Below are 16,544 nucleotides of genomic sequence, written 5' to 3'. Positions count from 1 at the left end.
CCGGGGGCGCTCACCGTCCGGCCCCTTCCGTTCCCGTTTCCGCCGGTGTGACCACGGCCAAGACCTGGTCCATGGCGACGGTGGCCCCGGGGGTCACGTCCAGTTCGGTGACGGTCCCCGCGTGCGGGGCGGAGATGACGTGTTCCATCTTCATCGCCTCCACGACCAGCAGGCTCTGACCGGCTGTGACCTCGTCGCCGACGGCGACCTTGACCACCGTCACCGTGCCGGGCATGGGCGCCGCGAGGGTGTCGGCCCCCGCGTGCCCGGCGGCCGAGAGGGAGGCGGCGACCGGGTCGTGGTCCCTGACGTGCCAGGAGTCGCCGTCGCGGCCCAGCCAGTCGTCCGCGCGGTGGAAGGTGTGGTTGATGCCGTCGAGAGTGACGGTGACCGTGTCGGCGGTGACCACCGCCGTCGCGGGGGCTTCCTGTACGACGGGTTCACGTCCCGTCACTCGCAGGGGGAACGCCAGTTGCGCCGGGGGGCCGCCGAGCCGCCAGCCGTCGGGCCGGCCGAAGGGGTTGGTCCAGCCGGAGGCGTCGGGGGCGGGGACGAGCGCCGCGGCCCGTACCGCCGCGGCCGCCGCGTACACCTCGGCGGGGACGGAGTCCGGCAGCAGCCCGTCCGCCTCCCGCTCCACCAGACCCGTGTCCAGATCGCCCGCGACGACCGCGGGATGGGCCAGCAGCCTGCGCAGGAAACCGGCGTTGGTGGGGACGCCGAGGGTGACCGTCTCAGCGAGGGCGGCCCGCAGCCGGCGCAGGGCGGTGGGCCGGTCGGGGCCGTACGCGATCACCTTGGAGAGCATCGGGTCGTAGAGGCTGGAGATCTCGGTGCCGGGGCTCAGCCCGGAGTCGGTGCGCACCCCGGCGCCGTCCGGTTCGCTCAGGGCGAGGACCGTACCGCCGGAGGGGAGGAAACCGCGCGAGGGGTCCTCGGCGCAGATCCGGGCCTCGACCGCATGGCCGGTGAGCGCGATGTCCCGCTGTTCGTACGGCAGGGGCTCGCCCGCCGCGATCCGTACCTGCCACTCGACCAGGTCGAGGCCGGTGACCAGTTCCGTGACGGGATGCTCGACCTGGAGACGGGTGTTCATCTCCATGAAGGAGTAGTCGGAAGGGTTGCTGCCGGGGACGATGAACTCGACCGTCCCGGCGCCGGTGTAGCCGCAGGAGCGGGCCGCCTGGACGGCCGCCTCGCCCATGGCCGCCCGGGTCTCCTCGTCGAGGAGGACGGACGGCGCCTCCTCGATGATCTTCTGGTGGCGGCGCTGGAGGGAGCACTCGCGTTCACCGAGGTGGAGCACCCGGCCGTGGCCGTCGGCGAGGACCTGGATCTCGATATGGCGGGGCCGGTCGATCCACCGCTCCACCAGCAGGGTGTCGTCGCCGAAGGAGGCACGGGCCTCCCGGCGGGCCGCCGCGATCTCGTCGAAGAGGGCGGACTCCAGCCGGGTCAGCCGCATGCCCTTGCCGCCGCCGCCCGCGGACGGTTTGAAGAGGACCGGCATACCGATCTCCCGGGCCGCCGCGGCCAGTTCGGCGTCGGTCAGCCCCGATCCGGAGGAGCCCGGGACCACCGGCACCCCGGCGGCCCGGACCGTCTCCTTGGCCCGGATCTTGTCGCCCATCAGGGCGATCGCGTCCGGCGGGGGGCCGATGAAGACCAGTCCGGCGTCCGCGCAGGCGCGGGCGAAAGCGGCGTTCTCCGCGAGGAAGCCGTAGCCCGGGTGGACCGCCCCGGCGCCGGTCCTGGCCGCGGCCTCCAGCAGCCGGGGGACGGAGAGATAGCTCTCGGCGGCGGGCGCGGGACCGATCCGGACCGCGGTGTCCGCCTCCCGTACATGCCGGGCTCCGGCGTCGGCGTCGCTGAACACGGCGACCGAGCGGATGCCGAGGGCCCGCAGGGTCCGGATGACACGGACCGCGATCTCGCCCCGGTTGGCCACGAGGACGGTGTCGAACATGGTCACGGTGCCCCTCACATCCGGAAGACGCCGAAGCCCGGCGCCGACGGGTCCTTGGCGGGCAGGGGCGCGTTCGCGCAGACGGTCAGCGCGAGCCCCAGCACCCGGCGGGTCTCCAGCGGGTCGATGATCCCGTCGTCCCAGAGCCGGGCCGTGGCGTAGTAGGCGCTGCCCTGCTCCTCGTACCGGCTGCGGATGGGGGCCTTGAACGCCTCCTCCTCGGCGGCCGGCCACTCCTCGCCACGGGCCTCGGCCTGGTCGCGCCGGACCGTCGCCAGGACGGACGCGGCCTGCTCGCCGCCCATGACGGAGATCTTGGCGTTGGGCCACATCCACAGGAAGCGCGGCGAGTAGGCCCGGCCGCACATCGAGTAGTTCCCCGCGCCGTAGGAACCGCCGACGACGACCGTCAGCTTGGGCACTCTCGTACACGCGACGGCGGTCACCATCTTGGCGCCGTGCTTGGCGATCCCGCCGTGCTCGTAGTCCTTGCCGACCATGAAGCCGGAGATGTTCTGGAGGAAGAGCAGCGGGATACCGCGCTGGTCGCACAGCTCGATGAAGTGCGCCCCCTTCTGGGCGGACTCCGCGAACAGGATGCCGTTGTTCGCCACGATGCCCACGGGATGGCCGTGGATCCGGGCGAAACCGGTCACCAGCGTCTGCCCGAACTCGGACTTGAACTCCGCGAACCGGGAGCCGTCGGTGATCCGGGCGATCACCTCCCGGACGTCGTACGGAGTCCGCGGGTCGACGGGCACCGCCCCGTAGAGCCCGGCCGGGTCGACGGCGGGCTCCTCGACGGGCGCGACCGCCCAGGGGAGCGGGCCGCGGGCCGGGAGCGTCTCCACAATGGTCCGGACGATGCGCAGCGCATGGGCGTCGTCCTCCGCGAGATGGTCGGTGACCCCGGAGATCCGGGAGTGCACCTCGCCGCCGCCCAGCTCCTCCGCGGTGACGACCTCGCCGGTGGCGGCCTTCACCAGGGGCGGGCCGCCCAGAAAGATCGTCCCCTGGTTCCGTACGATCACGGCCTCGTCGCTCATCGCGGGGACGTACGCCCCGCCCGCCGTGCAGGAACCGAGGACCGCGGCGATCTGCGGGATGCCCGCACCGGACATCCGGGCCTGGTTGTAGAAGATCCGGCCGAAGTGCTCCCGGTCGGGGAAGACCTCGTCCTGCAGGGGCAGGAATGCGCCGCCCGAGTCCACCAGATAGACGCACGGCAGCCGGTTCTCCAGGGCCACCTCCTGGGCGCGCAGATGCTTCTTGACCGTCATGGGGTAGTAGGTCCCGCCCTTGACGGTCGCGTCATTGGCGACGATCACCGTCTCGCGCCCGGCGACCCGGCCGATGCCCGCCACCACCCCGGCGGCGGGGGCCTGCCCCTCGTACATCCCGTGGGCCGCGAGGGGGGCCAGCTCCAGGAAGGGGGAGCCGGGGTCGAGCAGGGTGTCGACCCGGTCGCGGGGGAGCAGCTTGCCGCGGGCGGTGTGCCGGGCGCGGGCCTTCTCGCCGCCGCCGAGCCGGGCCGCGGCGAGCGCCGTCCGCAGCGCGTCCGCCAGCTCCCGGTGGCCCGCCTCGTTGGCCTGCCAGGCCGCGGACGCCGGGTCGGCGGCGCTCGTCAGGACGGGCGCCTGCCGTGGCGGAACCGGTGTCTGCTGCATCGAATCGAGCCCCCTTGCCCGGACGACGTCAGTTAATGAGCGTTAACACTCTCCTTCAGGTTAACGATCGCTAACCAGCTTGTCTAGAATTGTTTTCCATGAGCACCAGGACGGACGCGCCCACCCGCCGCGAGCAGATCCTCAAAGAGGCCGCGCGGCTCTTCGCGGAGCGCGGATTCCACGGCGTCGGCGTGGACGAGATAGGGGCCGCCGTCGGCATCAGCGGCCCGGGCCTCTACCGCCATTTCGCGGGCAAGGAGGCGATGCTCGCCGAGCTGCTCGTCGGCATCAGCGAACGGCTGCTGAGCGGCGGCAGGCTGCGGGTCCGGGAGGCGGCCGAGGACCCCGCGGTGCTGCTGGCCTCCCTCATCGACGGCCATATCGACTTCGCGCTCGACGACCGGCCGCTGATCACGCTGCACGACCGGGAGCTGGACCGGCTCAGGGAGAGCGACCGCAAGCTGGTCCGGCAGCTCCAGCGGCAGTACGTCGAACTCTGGGTGACCGCGGTACGGGAACTCCACCCCGAGGTGCCGGAGGCCGAGGCCAGGGCCGCCGTCCACGCCGTCTTCGGGCTGCTGAACTCCACCCCGCATCTGGGCGCCCGGGCCGACGGGGGCGCGGCGGCGCGCGCCCGTACCGAAACGTTGCTCCGGAGGCTCGCGCACGGCGCGTTCGCCTCCCTGACGCCCTGATGACCTGACGCCCCGACGGTTCCGGTGTTCTGATGCCGTGGTGCCGTGTCGCTTCCGGTGTTCCGGCGCTCGCTGCCGTGACGCCGAGTGGTCGGTTCCTGGTTCTTCCCCGGTCGCGTCCCGGTTGCTTCCCGGGCACGTCACGGGCGCCCACCGTGGTCCCCGGCGTCCGCGCGGCCGTGACGGCACAATGGTGACCATGCCGATACCCAGCCGCGCCGCCCTCGTCGAGCATCTCGTCCGCACTCGCATCGCCGGTGACGTCGCCACACCCCGCGACAACAACCTCTCCCACTACCGCCGGCTCGCCAACGGCGACCGGCACTACTGGCTGGGCCTCGAACTGGGCGACCGCTGGTCGGACGAGCAGGACGTGCTCGCCGTGATGGCCGAGCGGTGCGGCGTCAACGACGATCCGGAGCACCGCGCCGGGCAGGACACCATCGACCCCGAGCTGACCGTGGCCGGCCTGGACCGCATGGCGGCCCGGCTCCGCAAGGCCGCCGCCGGACGGGAGCGGGTCCTCTTCGCCACCGGGCACCCCGGCGGCCTCCTCGACGTCCATCGCAGGACCGCCGACGCGCTGCGCGCCGCGGGCTGCGAGATCGTTGCGATCCCGGGCGGGCTGCAGGCCGACGAGGGCATGGTCTACCAGGTCGCCGGGGTCGCCGTGCTGGAGCGCGGCGCGACCCTGTGGCACACCCACTCGCCGGTGCCGATGGCCGCGATCCTCGACGGGCTCGCCCGCGACGGCAGTCCGCTGCCCGATCTGGTCGTGGCCGACCACGGCTGGGCGGGCTGCGCCGCACAGCGCGGCTTCGACACCGTCGGCTACGCGGACTCCAACGATCCCGCGCTCTTCATCGGTGAGGCCGAGGGCACCCTCCAGGTGACGGTCCCCCTCGACGACCACGTCTACGACCCCCGGTTCTACGAGCCGATGACGGACTATCTGCTGGACGCGGCGGGCCTGCCGGTCTGACCTCGCGAGAGCCGCGCTGTCGCGGCGGCGGCAGCGCGGTGACGCGCCGCTGCTGCCGGGCAGTGGCTGCGGTTCCGGTCCGCCGCCCGGGACCGGGCTCGCGGGCCGGGTCCCGGCCCCGATCCGTGGCCGGGCCGCCCGGCGGCAGAAGCAGGTCAGCCGGCCCGCCCCGGCCCATGGCCGGGGGTTTCCGGTGCTCCGCCGCCTTCCGGGCCCCCGCCGGGGGCGGTCGCGTCCCGTTCCGCCGCGATGCCGGGCGTCGGGTCCAGATAGACCCGCCGGACCGCCGGGAACCGCTCCCGCAGCTGCTGTTCCGCCTCCTCGCACGCCCACTCCACCTGGCGGGCGCTCGACGCGTCCCGGAAGTCGACCTTCGCCGCCACCAGCACCTCCCGCGGCCCCTGGACGAGCGTCGTCAGCTCCAGCACCGCCACGATGTGCGGCACGGTCAGGATCTCCTCGCGCACCGCGTCCCGCAGCGGCCTCGGCAGCGGCCGGCCGATCAGCAGCCCGGCATTGCTGCGGCCGAGCACCCAGGCCACGTACACCAGCAGCAGTCCGATCAGGACCGACGCGATGCCGTCGGGCACCGCCGAGCCGGTGAGCTGGGTGCCCAGCAGACCGGCCGCGGCGAGCAGTAGTCCGGCCAGCGCCGCAGAGTCCTCCATCACCACCGCCTTGACGGCCGTGTCCGGGGTGAACCGCAGATAGTGCTTCGCCGGGACCCCGAGACCGGCCGCCTCCGCCCGGACCTGGCGCAGCCCGGTCCGCAGCGACAGGGCCTCCAGCACGAAGGCGACACCGAGGACGATGTACGCCAGCAGGGGGTCGCCCGGCTCCTCGCCGTGGGTGAGGGTGTGGATCCCGTCGTACACGGAGAACACCGCGCCGCCGACGAAGGTGGCGACCGCGGCGAGCAGCGCCCAGATGTACCGCTCAGGACCGTAGCCGAGGGGGTGGTCCTCGTCGGGCGGCCGTTCGCTGCGCCGCAGGGCGGTCAGCAGCATGACCTCGGTGACCGTGTCGGCGACCGAGTGCGCGGCCTCGGAGAGCATGGCGCTGGAGCCGCTGAGCAGGCCCGCGACGGCCTTGGCGGCCGCGATGCCGAGATTGGCCACGGCGGCGACGACCACCGTCGTGACGCTCTCCGGCCGCTCCGGCTCCGGCGGCGGGGGAGCGGATCGGGGCCGGACGTCCGGATCGGTCATACGGCGGACCGTATGCGGCGCGGGCGCCCCGGCCGGTGCGCCACGCCCCGCGGCGCGTGGCGGCTCCACGCCGTTCACCTTGCCGCCGACCGCGGCGCCGGGGCGGGGCTGCGGCGCCGGGGTGGGGCCGCGGGGGTCAGCCCAGGGCCCGGATGACCCCCTCCTGGATGACCGAGATCGCGAGCCGTCCGTCCCGGGTCCAGATCCGGGCCTGGCCGAGCCCCCTGCCGCCGGCCGCGGACGGCGACTCCTGGTCGTACAGCAGCCATTCGTCGGCGCGGAACGGCCGGTGGAACCACATCGCGTGGTCCAGGGAAGCGCCCATGACATCACCGACGGCCCAGCCGCCGCGCCCGTGGGCCAGCAGCACCGAGTCCAGCAGGGTCATATCGGAGACGTACGTCGCCAGACAGACGTGGAGCAGCGGATCGTCGTCGAGTTTGCCCGCGGTGCGGAACCAGACCTGCGAACGGGGTTCGCGGACCTCGCCGACGGTGGCGTACGGGGGCGGGTTGGCGTACCGGAGATCGACCGCCGCCCGGGCTTCCAGGAGGCGTTCCGCGGCCGCCGGGTCGGTGAAGTGCCGGGCGTACGAGGGCAGGGCCTCGGCCGCCGTCGGCAGGGTGTCGGGGTCCGGCGCGGGCGGCATCGGCGCCTGGTGGTCCAGCCCCTCCTCGTACCTCTGGAACGAGGCCGAGAGGTGGAAGATCGGCCGGCCGTGCTGGACGGCCACCACCCGGCGGGTGGTGAAGGACATGCCGTCGCGGATCCGGTCGACGGTGTAGACGATGGGCGCGCCGGGGTCCCCCATGCGCAGGAAGTACGCGTGCAGGGAGTGCGCGCCCCGTTCGGCGGGGACGGTACGGCCCGCGGCCACCAGGGCCTGGGCCGCCACCTGGCCGCCGAAGACCCGGGGGACGATCGTCGGGCGTGACTGGCCGCGGAAGATGTCCCGTTCGATCGGTTCGAGGTCGAGCAGACCGAGCAGATCGTCCAGCGCGGCGCCCGGGTCCGGGGGCGGTTCCCCGGGCCCGGAGGACGGTGCGATGCTCATGGGGCCGGGTCCTGTTGCCTCAGAGGCCCATGGACTTGGCGATGATCGACTTCATCACTTCGCTGGTGCCGCCGTAGATGCGGTTGACGCGGTTGTCCGCGTACAGGCGGGCGATGGGGTACTCGTTCATATAGCCGTAGCCGCCGTGGAGCTGGAGGCAGCGGTCGATCACCCGGTGGGCGACCTCGGTGCAGAACAGCTTCGCCGACGCGGCCTCGGCGGCGGTCAGTTCGCCCGCGTCATGGGCCTCCAGGGCACGGTCGGCGACGGCCTCGGCGGCGTCCACCTCGGCCTGGCAGGCGGCCAGTTCGAACTTGGTGTTCTGGAAGGAGGCCACCGGCTGTCCGAAGACCGTGCGGTCGGTGACGTACTGCTGGGCGAACCGGATCGCGGCCTTGGCCTGCGCATAGGCGCCGACGGCGATCGCCAGCCGCTCCTGCGGGAGGTTCCGGCCCAGGTAGGAGAAGCCCTTGTGCTCCTCGCCGAGCAGGTCCTCGGCGGGGACCCTGACGTCCGTGAAGGACAGTTCGGCGGTGTCCGAGGTCCGCAGGCCCAGCTTGTCGAGCTTGCGGCCCACCGCGTACCCGGGCAGCTTCGTGTCCACGACGAACAGGGATATGCCGTGGCGGCGGTCCTCGGCGCTCGGCGGCGCGGTCCGGGCGCAGACGATGACCCGGTCGGCGTGGACACCGCCGGTGATGAAGGTCTTCGCGCCGTTGAGGACGTAGTGCGTGCCGTCCTCGGAGAGCCTGGCGGTGGTCTTCATGCCTGCCAGGTCGGAGCCGGTGCCGGGCTCGGTCATCGCGATCGCGTACATGGCGGCGCCGGAGACGAAGTCGGGCAGCCAGCGCTTCTTCTGCTCCTCGGTGCCGTACTCCAGCAGATAGGGGAGGCAGAGCGCGACATGCACCCCGGAACCGCCGAAGGAGACCGCGGCCCGGGCGGCTTCCTCGGTGATGACCGCCTGGAACTTGAAGGACGTCTCGCCCGCGCCGCCGTACTCCTCGGGGACCTCGATACCGAAGACGCCCAGCTCACCGAGCTTGTAGTAGAAGTCGCGGGGGGCCTGCCCGGCCGCGTACCACTCGTCGTACACGGGGACGACCTCGGCCTCGATGAAGGCGCGGATGGTCTCGCGGAACGCCTCGTGGTCCTCGTTGTACACGGTGCGGCGCATGAACGCCCTCCTTCTCGCGGTGCCTGCGGCTGTCCCTGGGTGCTGTGTCCTGTGCTCCGTGGGGCGAGCCGTTGGCTAAGCGCTTGCTCAGACGGTCGCCCGTGGCCGAAGTTACCCGTAGGTCACGGGGCCTGTCCAGAGTCGCCGGGGCGATGGCCGGGGCTCCGGACGGGCCCGGTGCGGCCGGAAACCTGCAGTCGGCCGGGGTCAGGGCAGGGAACGCAGGGCGAACCACAGCTCCGCGCGGACGTCCGCGTCGTCCAGATCGGCGGGGACGGCGGCACTCGTGCGGGTGGCGGGTGTGCCGAGGAGGGCGGCGCAGCGGGCGATGCGCTGGCGGACCGTGTTCCGGTGGATGCCGAGCGCCGCTGCCGTACGGTCCCAGCTGCCGTGCAGCGACAGCCAGGCCCGCAGGGTCTCGCGGAGCGCGGGCGCGTCGGCGAGCGGGGCGAGCAGCGTCCTGGCGTGGGCGGCGGCCTCGGCGGGCGGGACCAGCGCGGTCAGCGGGCCCGGGCGGTGCACGGCCACGTCCCGGCGGGCCGCTGTCGCCGTGTCCAGCGCCCGTGCGGCCTGGGTGTCGGAGTCCGCGAGGCTGCCGGGTCCGGCCGGGCCGCCGACCCCGAGCACCCAGCCCGGCTGCGCGGGCACGTCGTCCACCGCGCGGGGGAGCAGGACGCGGACCGTCCCGTCGGGCGCCGGATCGACCAGCGGGCTGCCGAGGGCCGCGCCGAGGGCGGCCGTGGCGAACGGGGTCGTGCCGCCGCGGCCCGGGCGGGCCCGGACGGCGGTCCACCGGTCGCCGCCGAGTTCGGCGGCGGTGGCGGCCGGATCGGCGCCCAGCAGCAGCCGGACGAGGGCGGCGTCACGGCCCGAGCCGCCGCCCTGCCCGGGGGCGGTCAGCAAGGAGAGCAGGACGACCGCGACCCCGGCGACGGTGTGATCGCCCGGTTCGCGGTCGGGGGTGGCCAGGCCGAGCACAAGACCGCGGCTGCCCACGGCGTAGGCGGCGAGACGGGTGCCGTCGGCGGTGTCGGAAGCGGCGGAGACGCCCTTGGCCCCGGGTGCGGCCGGAAGGTCCGGTGCCGACGGGCCCGTATGACCCGTAGGAGGTGCCACCCGCCCTTCGCCGCTGCCGGATGCGGCGGTATGTGCCTTCGGGCTCGGGGCAGGGGCCTTCGGGCGGACGGCGTCGGGAGCGTCCGGCGCTGCGGGGCGCACCACGGCCGCGAGTCTGCCCAGCGCCCGCGCGGCCGGACCGGACAGCGGGCGTCCGGCGGCGGCGAGTTCGGTGCCGTCGGCCGCCAGCAGCACCGCCCGGCCGCCGAGCCGGGACGCGAGCTGGCCGAGCACCGCCGGAACCGGGTCCGGCCGGGCCGCCGCGGTCGCCAGACCCTGCTGAGCCCGGGCCACCCGGCGCAGTTCGTGGTGGCGGGCCAGGGCCATCAGCTGCCAGACCGCCCGGGCCACGGCCGTGAACGGGGTCCTCGGCGGCACCTCGACCAGCGGCAGCCCGTACCGGTCGCAGGCCGCCACCAGCCCGGCGGGCACCGTGTCGTACACCGGCGCCACCCCGAAGCCGAGCGCCGCCGCGCCCGCCTCCACCAGCCGGGCCACATAGGTGTCGGGGTCCGCGAGCTGCACTCCGGCGCTCAGCAGCAGTTCCCCGCCGAGGAGATACGGATACGGGTCGGCCATCTCCGAGGTGTGGACCCAGTGCACCACCGGCTCCGGGTCCCCGGGCCCCGCGATCCGCCGCAGCCCGAGGTCCTCCCGGGCCAGCAGCGCGCCCAGCGGAACGGGCGGTGTCGGGGACGTCAGCGGTGTGAGCGGGGTCAGTGAGGTCAGTGGGCTCGGCGGGGTCGGCGGCGCGCATTCCGGCACGGTCGGCATGTGCGGTCCATCCATCAGGGCCATCAGGAATGGAGGAAACGTACACTTCATGGTTTCTTTCCGGCCACCTACGGTCGGGGGGCGGCACGCTGCCGCCGCCCGGTGAACGGGTGGGCGGGTGGGGGCGGGTGCGGCCGCATCTGCGGCACGCGGGGCCGTGTACGACCACGTAAGACCACGTACGACCAGGTAACAGGGACCCGGGGGACCGGAAACGGAAGCGGGAGGGAGAGCCGATGGCTGTCGACTACGCGGTGATCGTCGTCTATCTGGCCGGAATGCTCGGTATGGGCTGGTGGGGTATGCGCCGCGCCAAGTCCAAGAGCGAATTCCTGGTCGCCGGGCGCCGGCTCGGCCCGGCCATGTACTCCGGCACCATGGCCGCCATCGTCCTCGGCGGCGCCTCCACCATCGGCGGTGTCGGCCTCGGCTACAAACACGGCCTGTCCGGCGCCTGGATGGTCCTCACCATCGGCTTCGGCCTGCTCGCGCTCTCGGTCCTCTTCTCCGCCCGGATCGCCCGGCTGAAGGTCTACACCGTCTCGGAGATGCTCGACCTGCGGTACGGCGGCCGGGCCGGGCTGATCTCGGGCCTGGTGATGTGGGCGTACACCCTGATGCTGGCGGTCACGTCGACGATCGCCTACGCCACCATCTTCGACGTCCTGTTCGATGTGAACCGGACGCTGTCGATCGTCCTCGGCGGCGCCGTCGTCGTCGCCTACTCCACGCTCGGCGGCATGTGGTCGATCACCCTGACCGACATGGTGCAGTTCGTCGTCAAGACGGTCGGCGTGCTGCTGATCCTGCTGCCGGTCGCGGTCGTCAAGGCGGGCGGCTGGAGCGAGATGCGGGCCGAGCTGCCCGACGAGTACTTCGCCCCGCTCGGCATCGGCGGCGAGACGATCTTCACCTATGTGCTGATCTACACCTTCGGCATGCTCATCGGGCAGGACATCTGGCAGCGGGTCTTCACCGCCCGCAGCGACAAGGTCGCCCGCTGGGGCGGCACCGCGGCCGGCACCTACTGTCTGGTGTACGCCGTCGCGGGGGCCGTGATCGGCACCGCGGCCAAGGTGCTCTACCCGAACCTCGCCAACCCCGACGACGCCTTCGCGCTGATCGTCAAGGACGAGCTGCCGATGGGCGCCCGCGGGCTGGTGCTGGCCGCCGCCCTGGCCGCCGTGATGTCGACCTCCTCCGGAGCCCTGATCGCCTGTGCCACCGTCGCCAACAACGACATCTGGTCCAAGCTGCGGGGGCTCGGCTCGGGAGCCGGGGCCGGGGCGGCCGATGCGGGGGCGGCCGGTTCCGCCGCGGACGAGCCGCACGACGAGGTCAAGGGGAACCGGGTCTTCATCCTGGCCATGGGGATCGCGGTGGTCGCGATCGCCATCGCGCTTAACGATGTGGTCCAGGCGCTGACCGTGGCGTACAACCTCCTGGTCGGCGGGCTGCTGGTGCCGATCCTCGGCGGACTGCTGTGGAAGCGCGGCACCGTCCAGGGCGCGCTGGCCGCCGTCGCCGTCGGCGGACTCGCGGTGATCGGCCTGATGGCGTCGTACGGCATCCTCGCCACCGAACCCGTCTACTACGGCCTGCTGTCGTCGCTCGCCGCGTACGTCGTCGTCAGCCTGCTGACCCGGCCCACGGACGAGGCGATCCTCGCCCACTGGCGGGAGCGGCTCGCGGGCCGCGACGGTGACGGCGAGCCCGTGCCCGCCGCCACGGCGGCGGACCCCGGGGCGAAGACCCCGGTCTGAGCCCCCGGCGGCCGGGGGCAGGCCCCCCGACCCGCGGCCCCGGCCGCCGGGCACCCCCGTCCGCTGGTTACCGTGGAAACCCTCGAACCCCTTCAAGAGGGTGAGAGACCCCCAAAAGGGGATGAAAGTCGGCCGGGGCGGTCCGGCGGAAACGCGGCCGCCCCCGGCATCCGGGCGCTACCGGCGCCATCCCTACCAGGAAGAACGCAGGAAGAGGGCATACGGGTATGAGCACTGCTCCGAACAGCGGCGGCACCACCGGCACCACCACCGGCACCGGCGGCGAAGGCCGGCCGCGCGGCCCCGTCGACTCCTCCCGCATCCCCCGCTACGCGGGCCCGGCCACCTTCGCCCGGCTGCCCCGCCTCGACGAGGTCGGCAGCGCCGATGTCGCCGTCGTCGGCGTGCCCTTCGACGCCGGGGTCTCCTACCGCCCGGGCGCCCGGTTCGGCGGCAACGCCATCCGGGAGGCCTCGCGCCTGCTGCGCCCGTACAACCCGGCACAGGACGCCTCGCCCTTCGCGCTCGCCCAGGTTGCCGACGCGGGCGATATCGCGGCCAACCCGTTCAACATCAACGAGGCCGTGGAGACCATCGAGGCCGCCGCCGACGACCTCCTCGGCACCGGCGCCCGGATGATGACCCTCGGCGGCGACCACACCATCGCCCTGCCGCTGCTGCGGTCGGTCGCCAAGAAGCACGGACCGGTCGCGCTCCTCCACTTCGACGCCCACCTCGACACCTGGGACACGTACTTCGGTGCCGAGTACACCCACGGCACCCCGTTCCGGCGGGCCGTGGAGGAGGGCATCCTCGACACCTCCGCCCTCTCCCACGTCGGCATCCGCGGTCCCCTCTACGGCAAGCAGGACCTCACCGACGACGAGAAGCTGGGCTTCGGCATCGTCACCTCCGCCGATGTCTACCGGCGCGGCGCCGACGAGATCGCGGACCAGCTCCGGCAGCGCATCGGTGACCGGCCGCTCTACATCTCCATCGACATCGACTGCCTGGACCCGGCGCACGCGCCCGGCACCGGCACCCCCGAGGCGGGCGGCATGACCTCCCGCGAACTCCTGGAGATCCTCCGCGGACTGTCCTCCTGCCATCTGGTCTCCGCCGATGTCGTCGAGGTGGCCCCCGCCTACGACCACGCCGAGATCACCGCGGTCGCCGCCTCCCACACCGCGTACGAACTCACCACGATCATGAGCCGGCAGATCGCCGCCGAGAGGGCGGGGAAGTGACCCACGACCACGACCTGGTGCTGAAGCCGACCGCCCGGCAGACCGAGGCGGCGCTCAACCCGCCGCCCGGCCGCACCGGCGGCGACCTCGTCGTCGAGACCCTCCAGGGCCTCGGCGCCACCACCGTCTTCGGACTGCCGGGACAGCACGCCCTCGGCATGTTCGACGCGCTGCGCCGCTCGTCGCTCTCGTACGTCGGACTGCGCGTCGAGAACAACGCGGGCTTCGCCGCCGACGCCTACGGCCGGATCACCGGAGAGGCCGCCCCGCTGCTGCTCTCCACCGGCCCGGGCGCGCTGATGTCGCTCGCCGCCCTCCAGGAGGCGGCCGCGGCCTCCGCGCCCGTGCTCGCCATCGGCAGCCAGGTGCCCTCCGCCGGGCTCGGCGGCGGCCGCCACGGCTATCTGCACGAACTCCGCGACCAGCAGGCGTCGTTCCGGGACATCGTCAAATCGGTGCACACCGCCCGTACCGCCTCCCAGATCCCGTCCGCGATCGCTGACGCCTGGCGGTCCGCGCTGACCGCCCCGCACGGGCCGGTCTGGGTCGAGATCCCGCAGGACGTCCTCCTCGCGGAGACCCTGCTGCCGGTCGTCACCGCCATGGACGCCACCCCGGAAGACGTGCTTCCGCGGCCCGAGCTGACCGCGCTCGCCGCCCATCTGCTGGCCGGCGCCGAACGCCCGGCGATCATCGCGGGCGGCGGAGTGGTCCGCTCCGACGCCGCGGGCAAACTGCTCGCGCTCGCGGAACGGCTCGACGCGCCCGTTGTCACCACCTTCGGCGGCAAGGGCGCCTTCCCCTGGGAGCATCCGCTCTCGCTCCAGTCGTGGCTGGAGGACCGGCACACCACCGACTTCCTGGAGGACGCCGACGTCCTGCTCGTCGTCGGCTCCGGCCTCGGTGAACTCTCCTCGAACTACCACACCTTCGCCCCGCGCGGCCGGGTGATCCAGGTCGAGGCGGACGCGGGCAAACTGGAGGCCAACCACGCGGGCATCGGGATCCACGCGGACGCCCGGCTCGCGCTCTCCGCCCTGCTGGAGACCGTGCCGGAACGGCCCGATCCGGCGGCGGCCGAGCGGGTCCGTACCGTGCTCGCGAAGGTACGGGAGCGGATCGCCGCCCAGGACCGGACGGTCGAGCAGCAGCTGCTGGCCGCCGTCCGGGAGGCTCTGCCCGACACCTCGCCCAGCTTCTGGGACATGACGATCCTCGCCTACTGGGCCTGGTCCGCCTTCGACGCCCGGCAGCCCAACACCATGCACTCCGCACAGGGCGCGGGCGGCCTCGGCTACGGCTTCCCGGCCGCGCTGGGCGCCGCCGCAGCGGATCCGTCCCGGCCGGTGCTCGCCGTCTCCGGCGACGGCGGCGCGATGTACTCGATCGCGGAGCTGGCCACCGCCCGGCAGTACGGACTGCCGGTGACCTGGCTGATCGTCGACGACGGCGGCTACGGCATCCTCCGCGAGTACATGACGGACGCCTTCGGGGAGGCGACCGGCACCGAACTGGCCCGGCCCGACTTCGTGGCGCTCGCCGAGTCCTTCGGCGTACCCGCGGTCCGTACGGCTCCGGAGACGCTCGCGGCCGATCTGGCGAAGGCACTGGCGGAACCGGGGCCCTCGGTGGTGGTGCTGCCCGCACTCCTGAGGATGTTCGCGCCCACCCACCTGTAGGCCGCGTCCGGTCCCGATCGGGGCTGCGGGCCGCGAGTCAACCGGCCCCCGTCCGGCGGCCGTTCACAGGAACGTGTGGGTGAATGCGCCGCATGCCTGAGATACGTACGCGGACGGCCGTGGCGGACCGGGGACGACGGAGGACGGCGCGGCGGGGGACGGCACGGCGGCGGACGGTCCCGTGGCGGACGGGGGTACGGGGCGGGCCGGGGACCCGGCGGGCGCTGGCGCTGGGGGCGGTGCTGCCCGTGGTGCTCGGCCTGGTGCCGCCGTCCGCGGCGGCAGCAGCGACAGCGGCGACAGCGGGTCCGGGCCCCGGGGCGCTTCCCGCCGGGCGTACGGGAGCGGTCGCCGCGGGTCCTGCGGAAGCCGTCGCCGCCGGTGGTACGGGAGCGGTCGCCGCCGCGGCGGGGGCGACCGCCTCCTGCACCACCCCCGACGTCGTCCTCGGCTTCACGCTGCTGTACGCCGTCTCCGGCGCGCTGCGCGGCCGCCCCTCGACCACCGCCGTCCATCTCGACGACCCCTCGTCCGGCACCCACTGCGAACTCCGCGCCGACCGGGCCTACGATGCGGCGAGCGTGGTCAAGGTGACCGTTCTCGGCGCCCTGCTCAGGACCGCGGAGAAAGCGGGCCGCGCGCTGACTGCCCGGGAGAAGCACCTGGCCAGGGCCATGATCACCCGCTCGGACAATGCCGCGACCAGCAGTCTGTGGCAGTCGCTCGGGACCGGCCGGATCGACGCCTTCCGCAAGGCCGCAGGAATGACCCGTACCGTACTGGGCCGGGACGGCTACTGGGGACTGACCCGGACCACCGCCCGCGACCAGAACACCCTGCTGCGCCTGCTGACCACCCCCAACACGGTGCTCACCGACGCCTCGCGGGAGCATGCGCTCGGGCTGATGCGCGACGTGGTGCCCGGCCAGCGGTGGGGCACACCGGCCGGGGCGCCGGAGGGGGCGGACGTACGGCTCAAGAACGGCTGGCTGCCGCGGGCTCACGACGGCTGGCGGGTCCACAGCGCCGGGGCCTTCACCACCGGCGGACGCACGTACCGCCTCACCGTCCTGACCGAGGACAGCCGGGCCATGGGCGACGGCATCGCGACCATCGAGGCGCTGTCCCGGGCCCTGCACCGGGAACTGCGCGCAGCGGGCGGCTGAGGGCGGCGCGCACCGCGATCCGCCCGCCACCGGCCCGGGCGGGGGGCTAC

At 73.6% G+C, this 16,544-nt stretch carries 12 protein-coding genes; 6 read left to right on the top strand and 6 right to left on the bottom strand.

What is annotated here, in order from left to right:
* Window positions 1-10 precede the first annotated feature (10 nt).
* Entirely contained in the window at window positions 11-1,966 is a 1,956-nt protein-coding gene (locus B7R87_RS09885; RefSeq protein WP_006349181.1) for an acetyl/propionyl/methylcrotonyl-CoA carboxylase subunit alpha, read from the bottom strand.
* 14 nt (window positions 1,967-1,980) lie between these two features.
* Window positions 1,981-3,633, bottom strand: a complete 1,653-nt coding sequence (locus tag B7R87_RS09880; RefSeq protein WP_130584621.1) for a carboxyl transferase domain-containing protein — start codon at window positions 3,631-3,633, stop codon at window positions 1,981-1,983.
* Window positions 3,634-3,731: 98 nt separating this feature from the next.
* On the opposite strand from B7R87_RS09880, the gene B7R87_RS09875 reads away from it, so the two are divergent.
* Both B7R87_RS09875 and B7R87_RS09870 read left to right on the top strand, forming a co-directional pair.
* Window positions 3,732-4,328 (top strand): SACE_7040 family transcriptional regulator, encoded by a 597-nt coding sequence (locus tag B7R87_RS09875; protein ID WP_006349183.1) that lies wholly within the window; start codon window positions 3,732-3,734, stop codon window positions 4,326-4,328.
* Window positions 4,329-4,527: 199 nt separating this feature from the next.
* Entirely contained in the window at window positions 4,528-5,310 is a 783-nt protein-coding gene (locus tag B7R87_RS09870) for a phosphatase (protein ID WP_040916248.1), read from the top strand.
* A gap of 155 nt (window positions 5,311-5,465) precedes the next feature.
* On the opposite strand, the gene B7R87_RS09865 is transcribed toward B7R87_RS09870, so the two are convergent.
* From B7R87_RS09865 to B7R87_RS09850, 4 genes are all read right to left on the bottom strand, one after another.
* Window positions 5,466-6,518 (bottom strand): cation diffusion facilitator family transporter, encoded by a 1,053-nt coding sequence (locus tag B7R87_RS09865; protein WP_130584620.1) that lies wholly within the window; start codon window positions 6,516-6,518, stop codon window positions 5,466-5,468.
* 136 nt (window positions 6,519-6,654) lie between these two features.
* On the bottom strand, window positions 6,655-7,572 hold the full coding sequence (locus B7R87_RS09860; RefSeq protein WP_006349185.1) for an acyl-CoA thioesterase: 918 nt from the start codon (window positions 7,570-7,572) through the stop codon (window positions 6,655-6,657).
* A 19-nt stretch (window positions 7,573-7,591) separates the two neighbouring features.
* Entirely contained in the window at window positions 7,592-8,749 is a 1,158-nt protein-coding gene (locus B7R87_RS09855; RefSeq protein WP_006349186.1) for an acyl-CoA dehydrogenase family protein, read from the bottom strand.
* 207 nt (window positions 8,750-8,956) lie between these two features.
* Complete coding sequence (locus B7R87_RS09850; RefSeq protein WP_233168799.1) at window positions 8,957-10,639, bottom strand: PucR family transcriptional regulator ligand-binding domain-containing protein; 1,683 nt, start codon at window positions 10,637-10,639, stop codon at window positions 8,957-8,959.
* 236 nt (window positions 10,640-10,875) lie between these two features.
* Between B7R87_RS09850 and B7R87_RS09845 the strand changes: the two genes are divergently transcribed.
* From B7R87_RS09845 to B7R87_RS09830, 4 genes are all read left to right on the top strand, one after another.
* The gene (locus B7R87_RS09845; protein ID WP_130584618.1) at window positions 10,876-12,402 is read left to right on the top strand and encodes a sodium:solute symporter; all 1,527 of its coding nucleotides are present in this window, start codon (window positions 10,876-10,878) and stop codon (window positions 12,400-12,402) included.
* Window positions 12,403-12,629: 227 nt separating this feature from the next.
* On the top strand, window positions 12,630-13,649 hold the full coding sequence (gene speB / locus B7R87_RS09840; protein ID WP_006349190.1) for an agmatinase: 1,020 nt from the start codon (window positions 12,630-12,632) through the stop codon (window positions 13,647-13,649).
* A complete protein-coding gene (locus B7R87_RS09835) occupies window positions 13,646-15,328 on the top strand; it encodes a thiamine pyrophosphate-binding protein (protein WP_006349191.1) in 1,683 nt (560 codons plus the stop codon). The genes speB and B7R87_RS09835 overlap by 4 nt, the downstream gene beginning before the upstream one ends.
* A gap of 92 nt (window positions 15,329-15,420) precedes the next feature.
* Complete coding sequence (locus B7R87_RS09830) at window positions 15,421-16,494, top strand: serine hydrolase (RefSeq protein WP_130584617.1); 1,074 nt, start codon at window positions 15,421-15,423, stop codon at window positions 16,492-16,494.
* The last annotated feature ends 50 nt before the right edge of the window (window positions 16,495-16,544 follow it).

Source organism: Streptomyces tsukubensis, from assembly GCF_003932715.1.
In the GTDB taxonomy this organism is placed as follows: domain Bacteria; phylum Actinomycetota; class Actinomycetes; order Streptomycetales; family Streptomycetaceae; genus Streptomyces; species Streptomyces tsukubensis.
The sequence above is the reverse complement of the archived record's forward strand: the minus strand, read 5'-3'. Positions and strand labels throughout refer to the sequence as shown.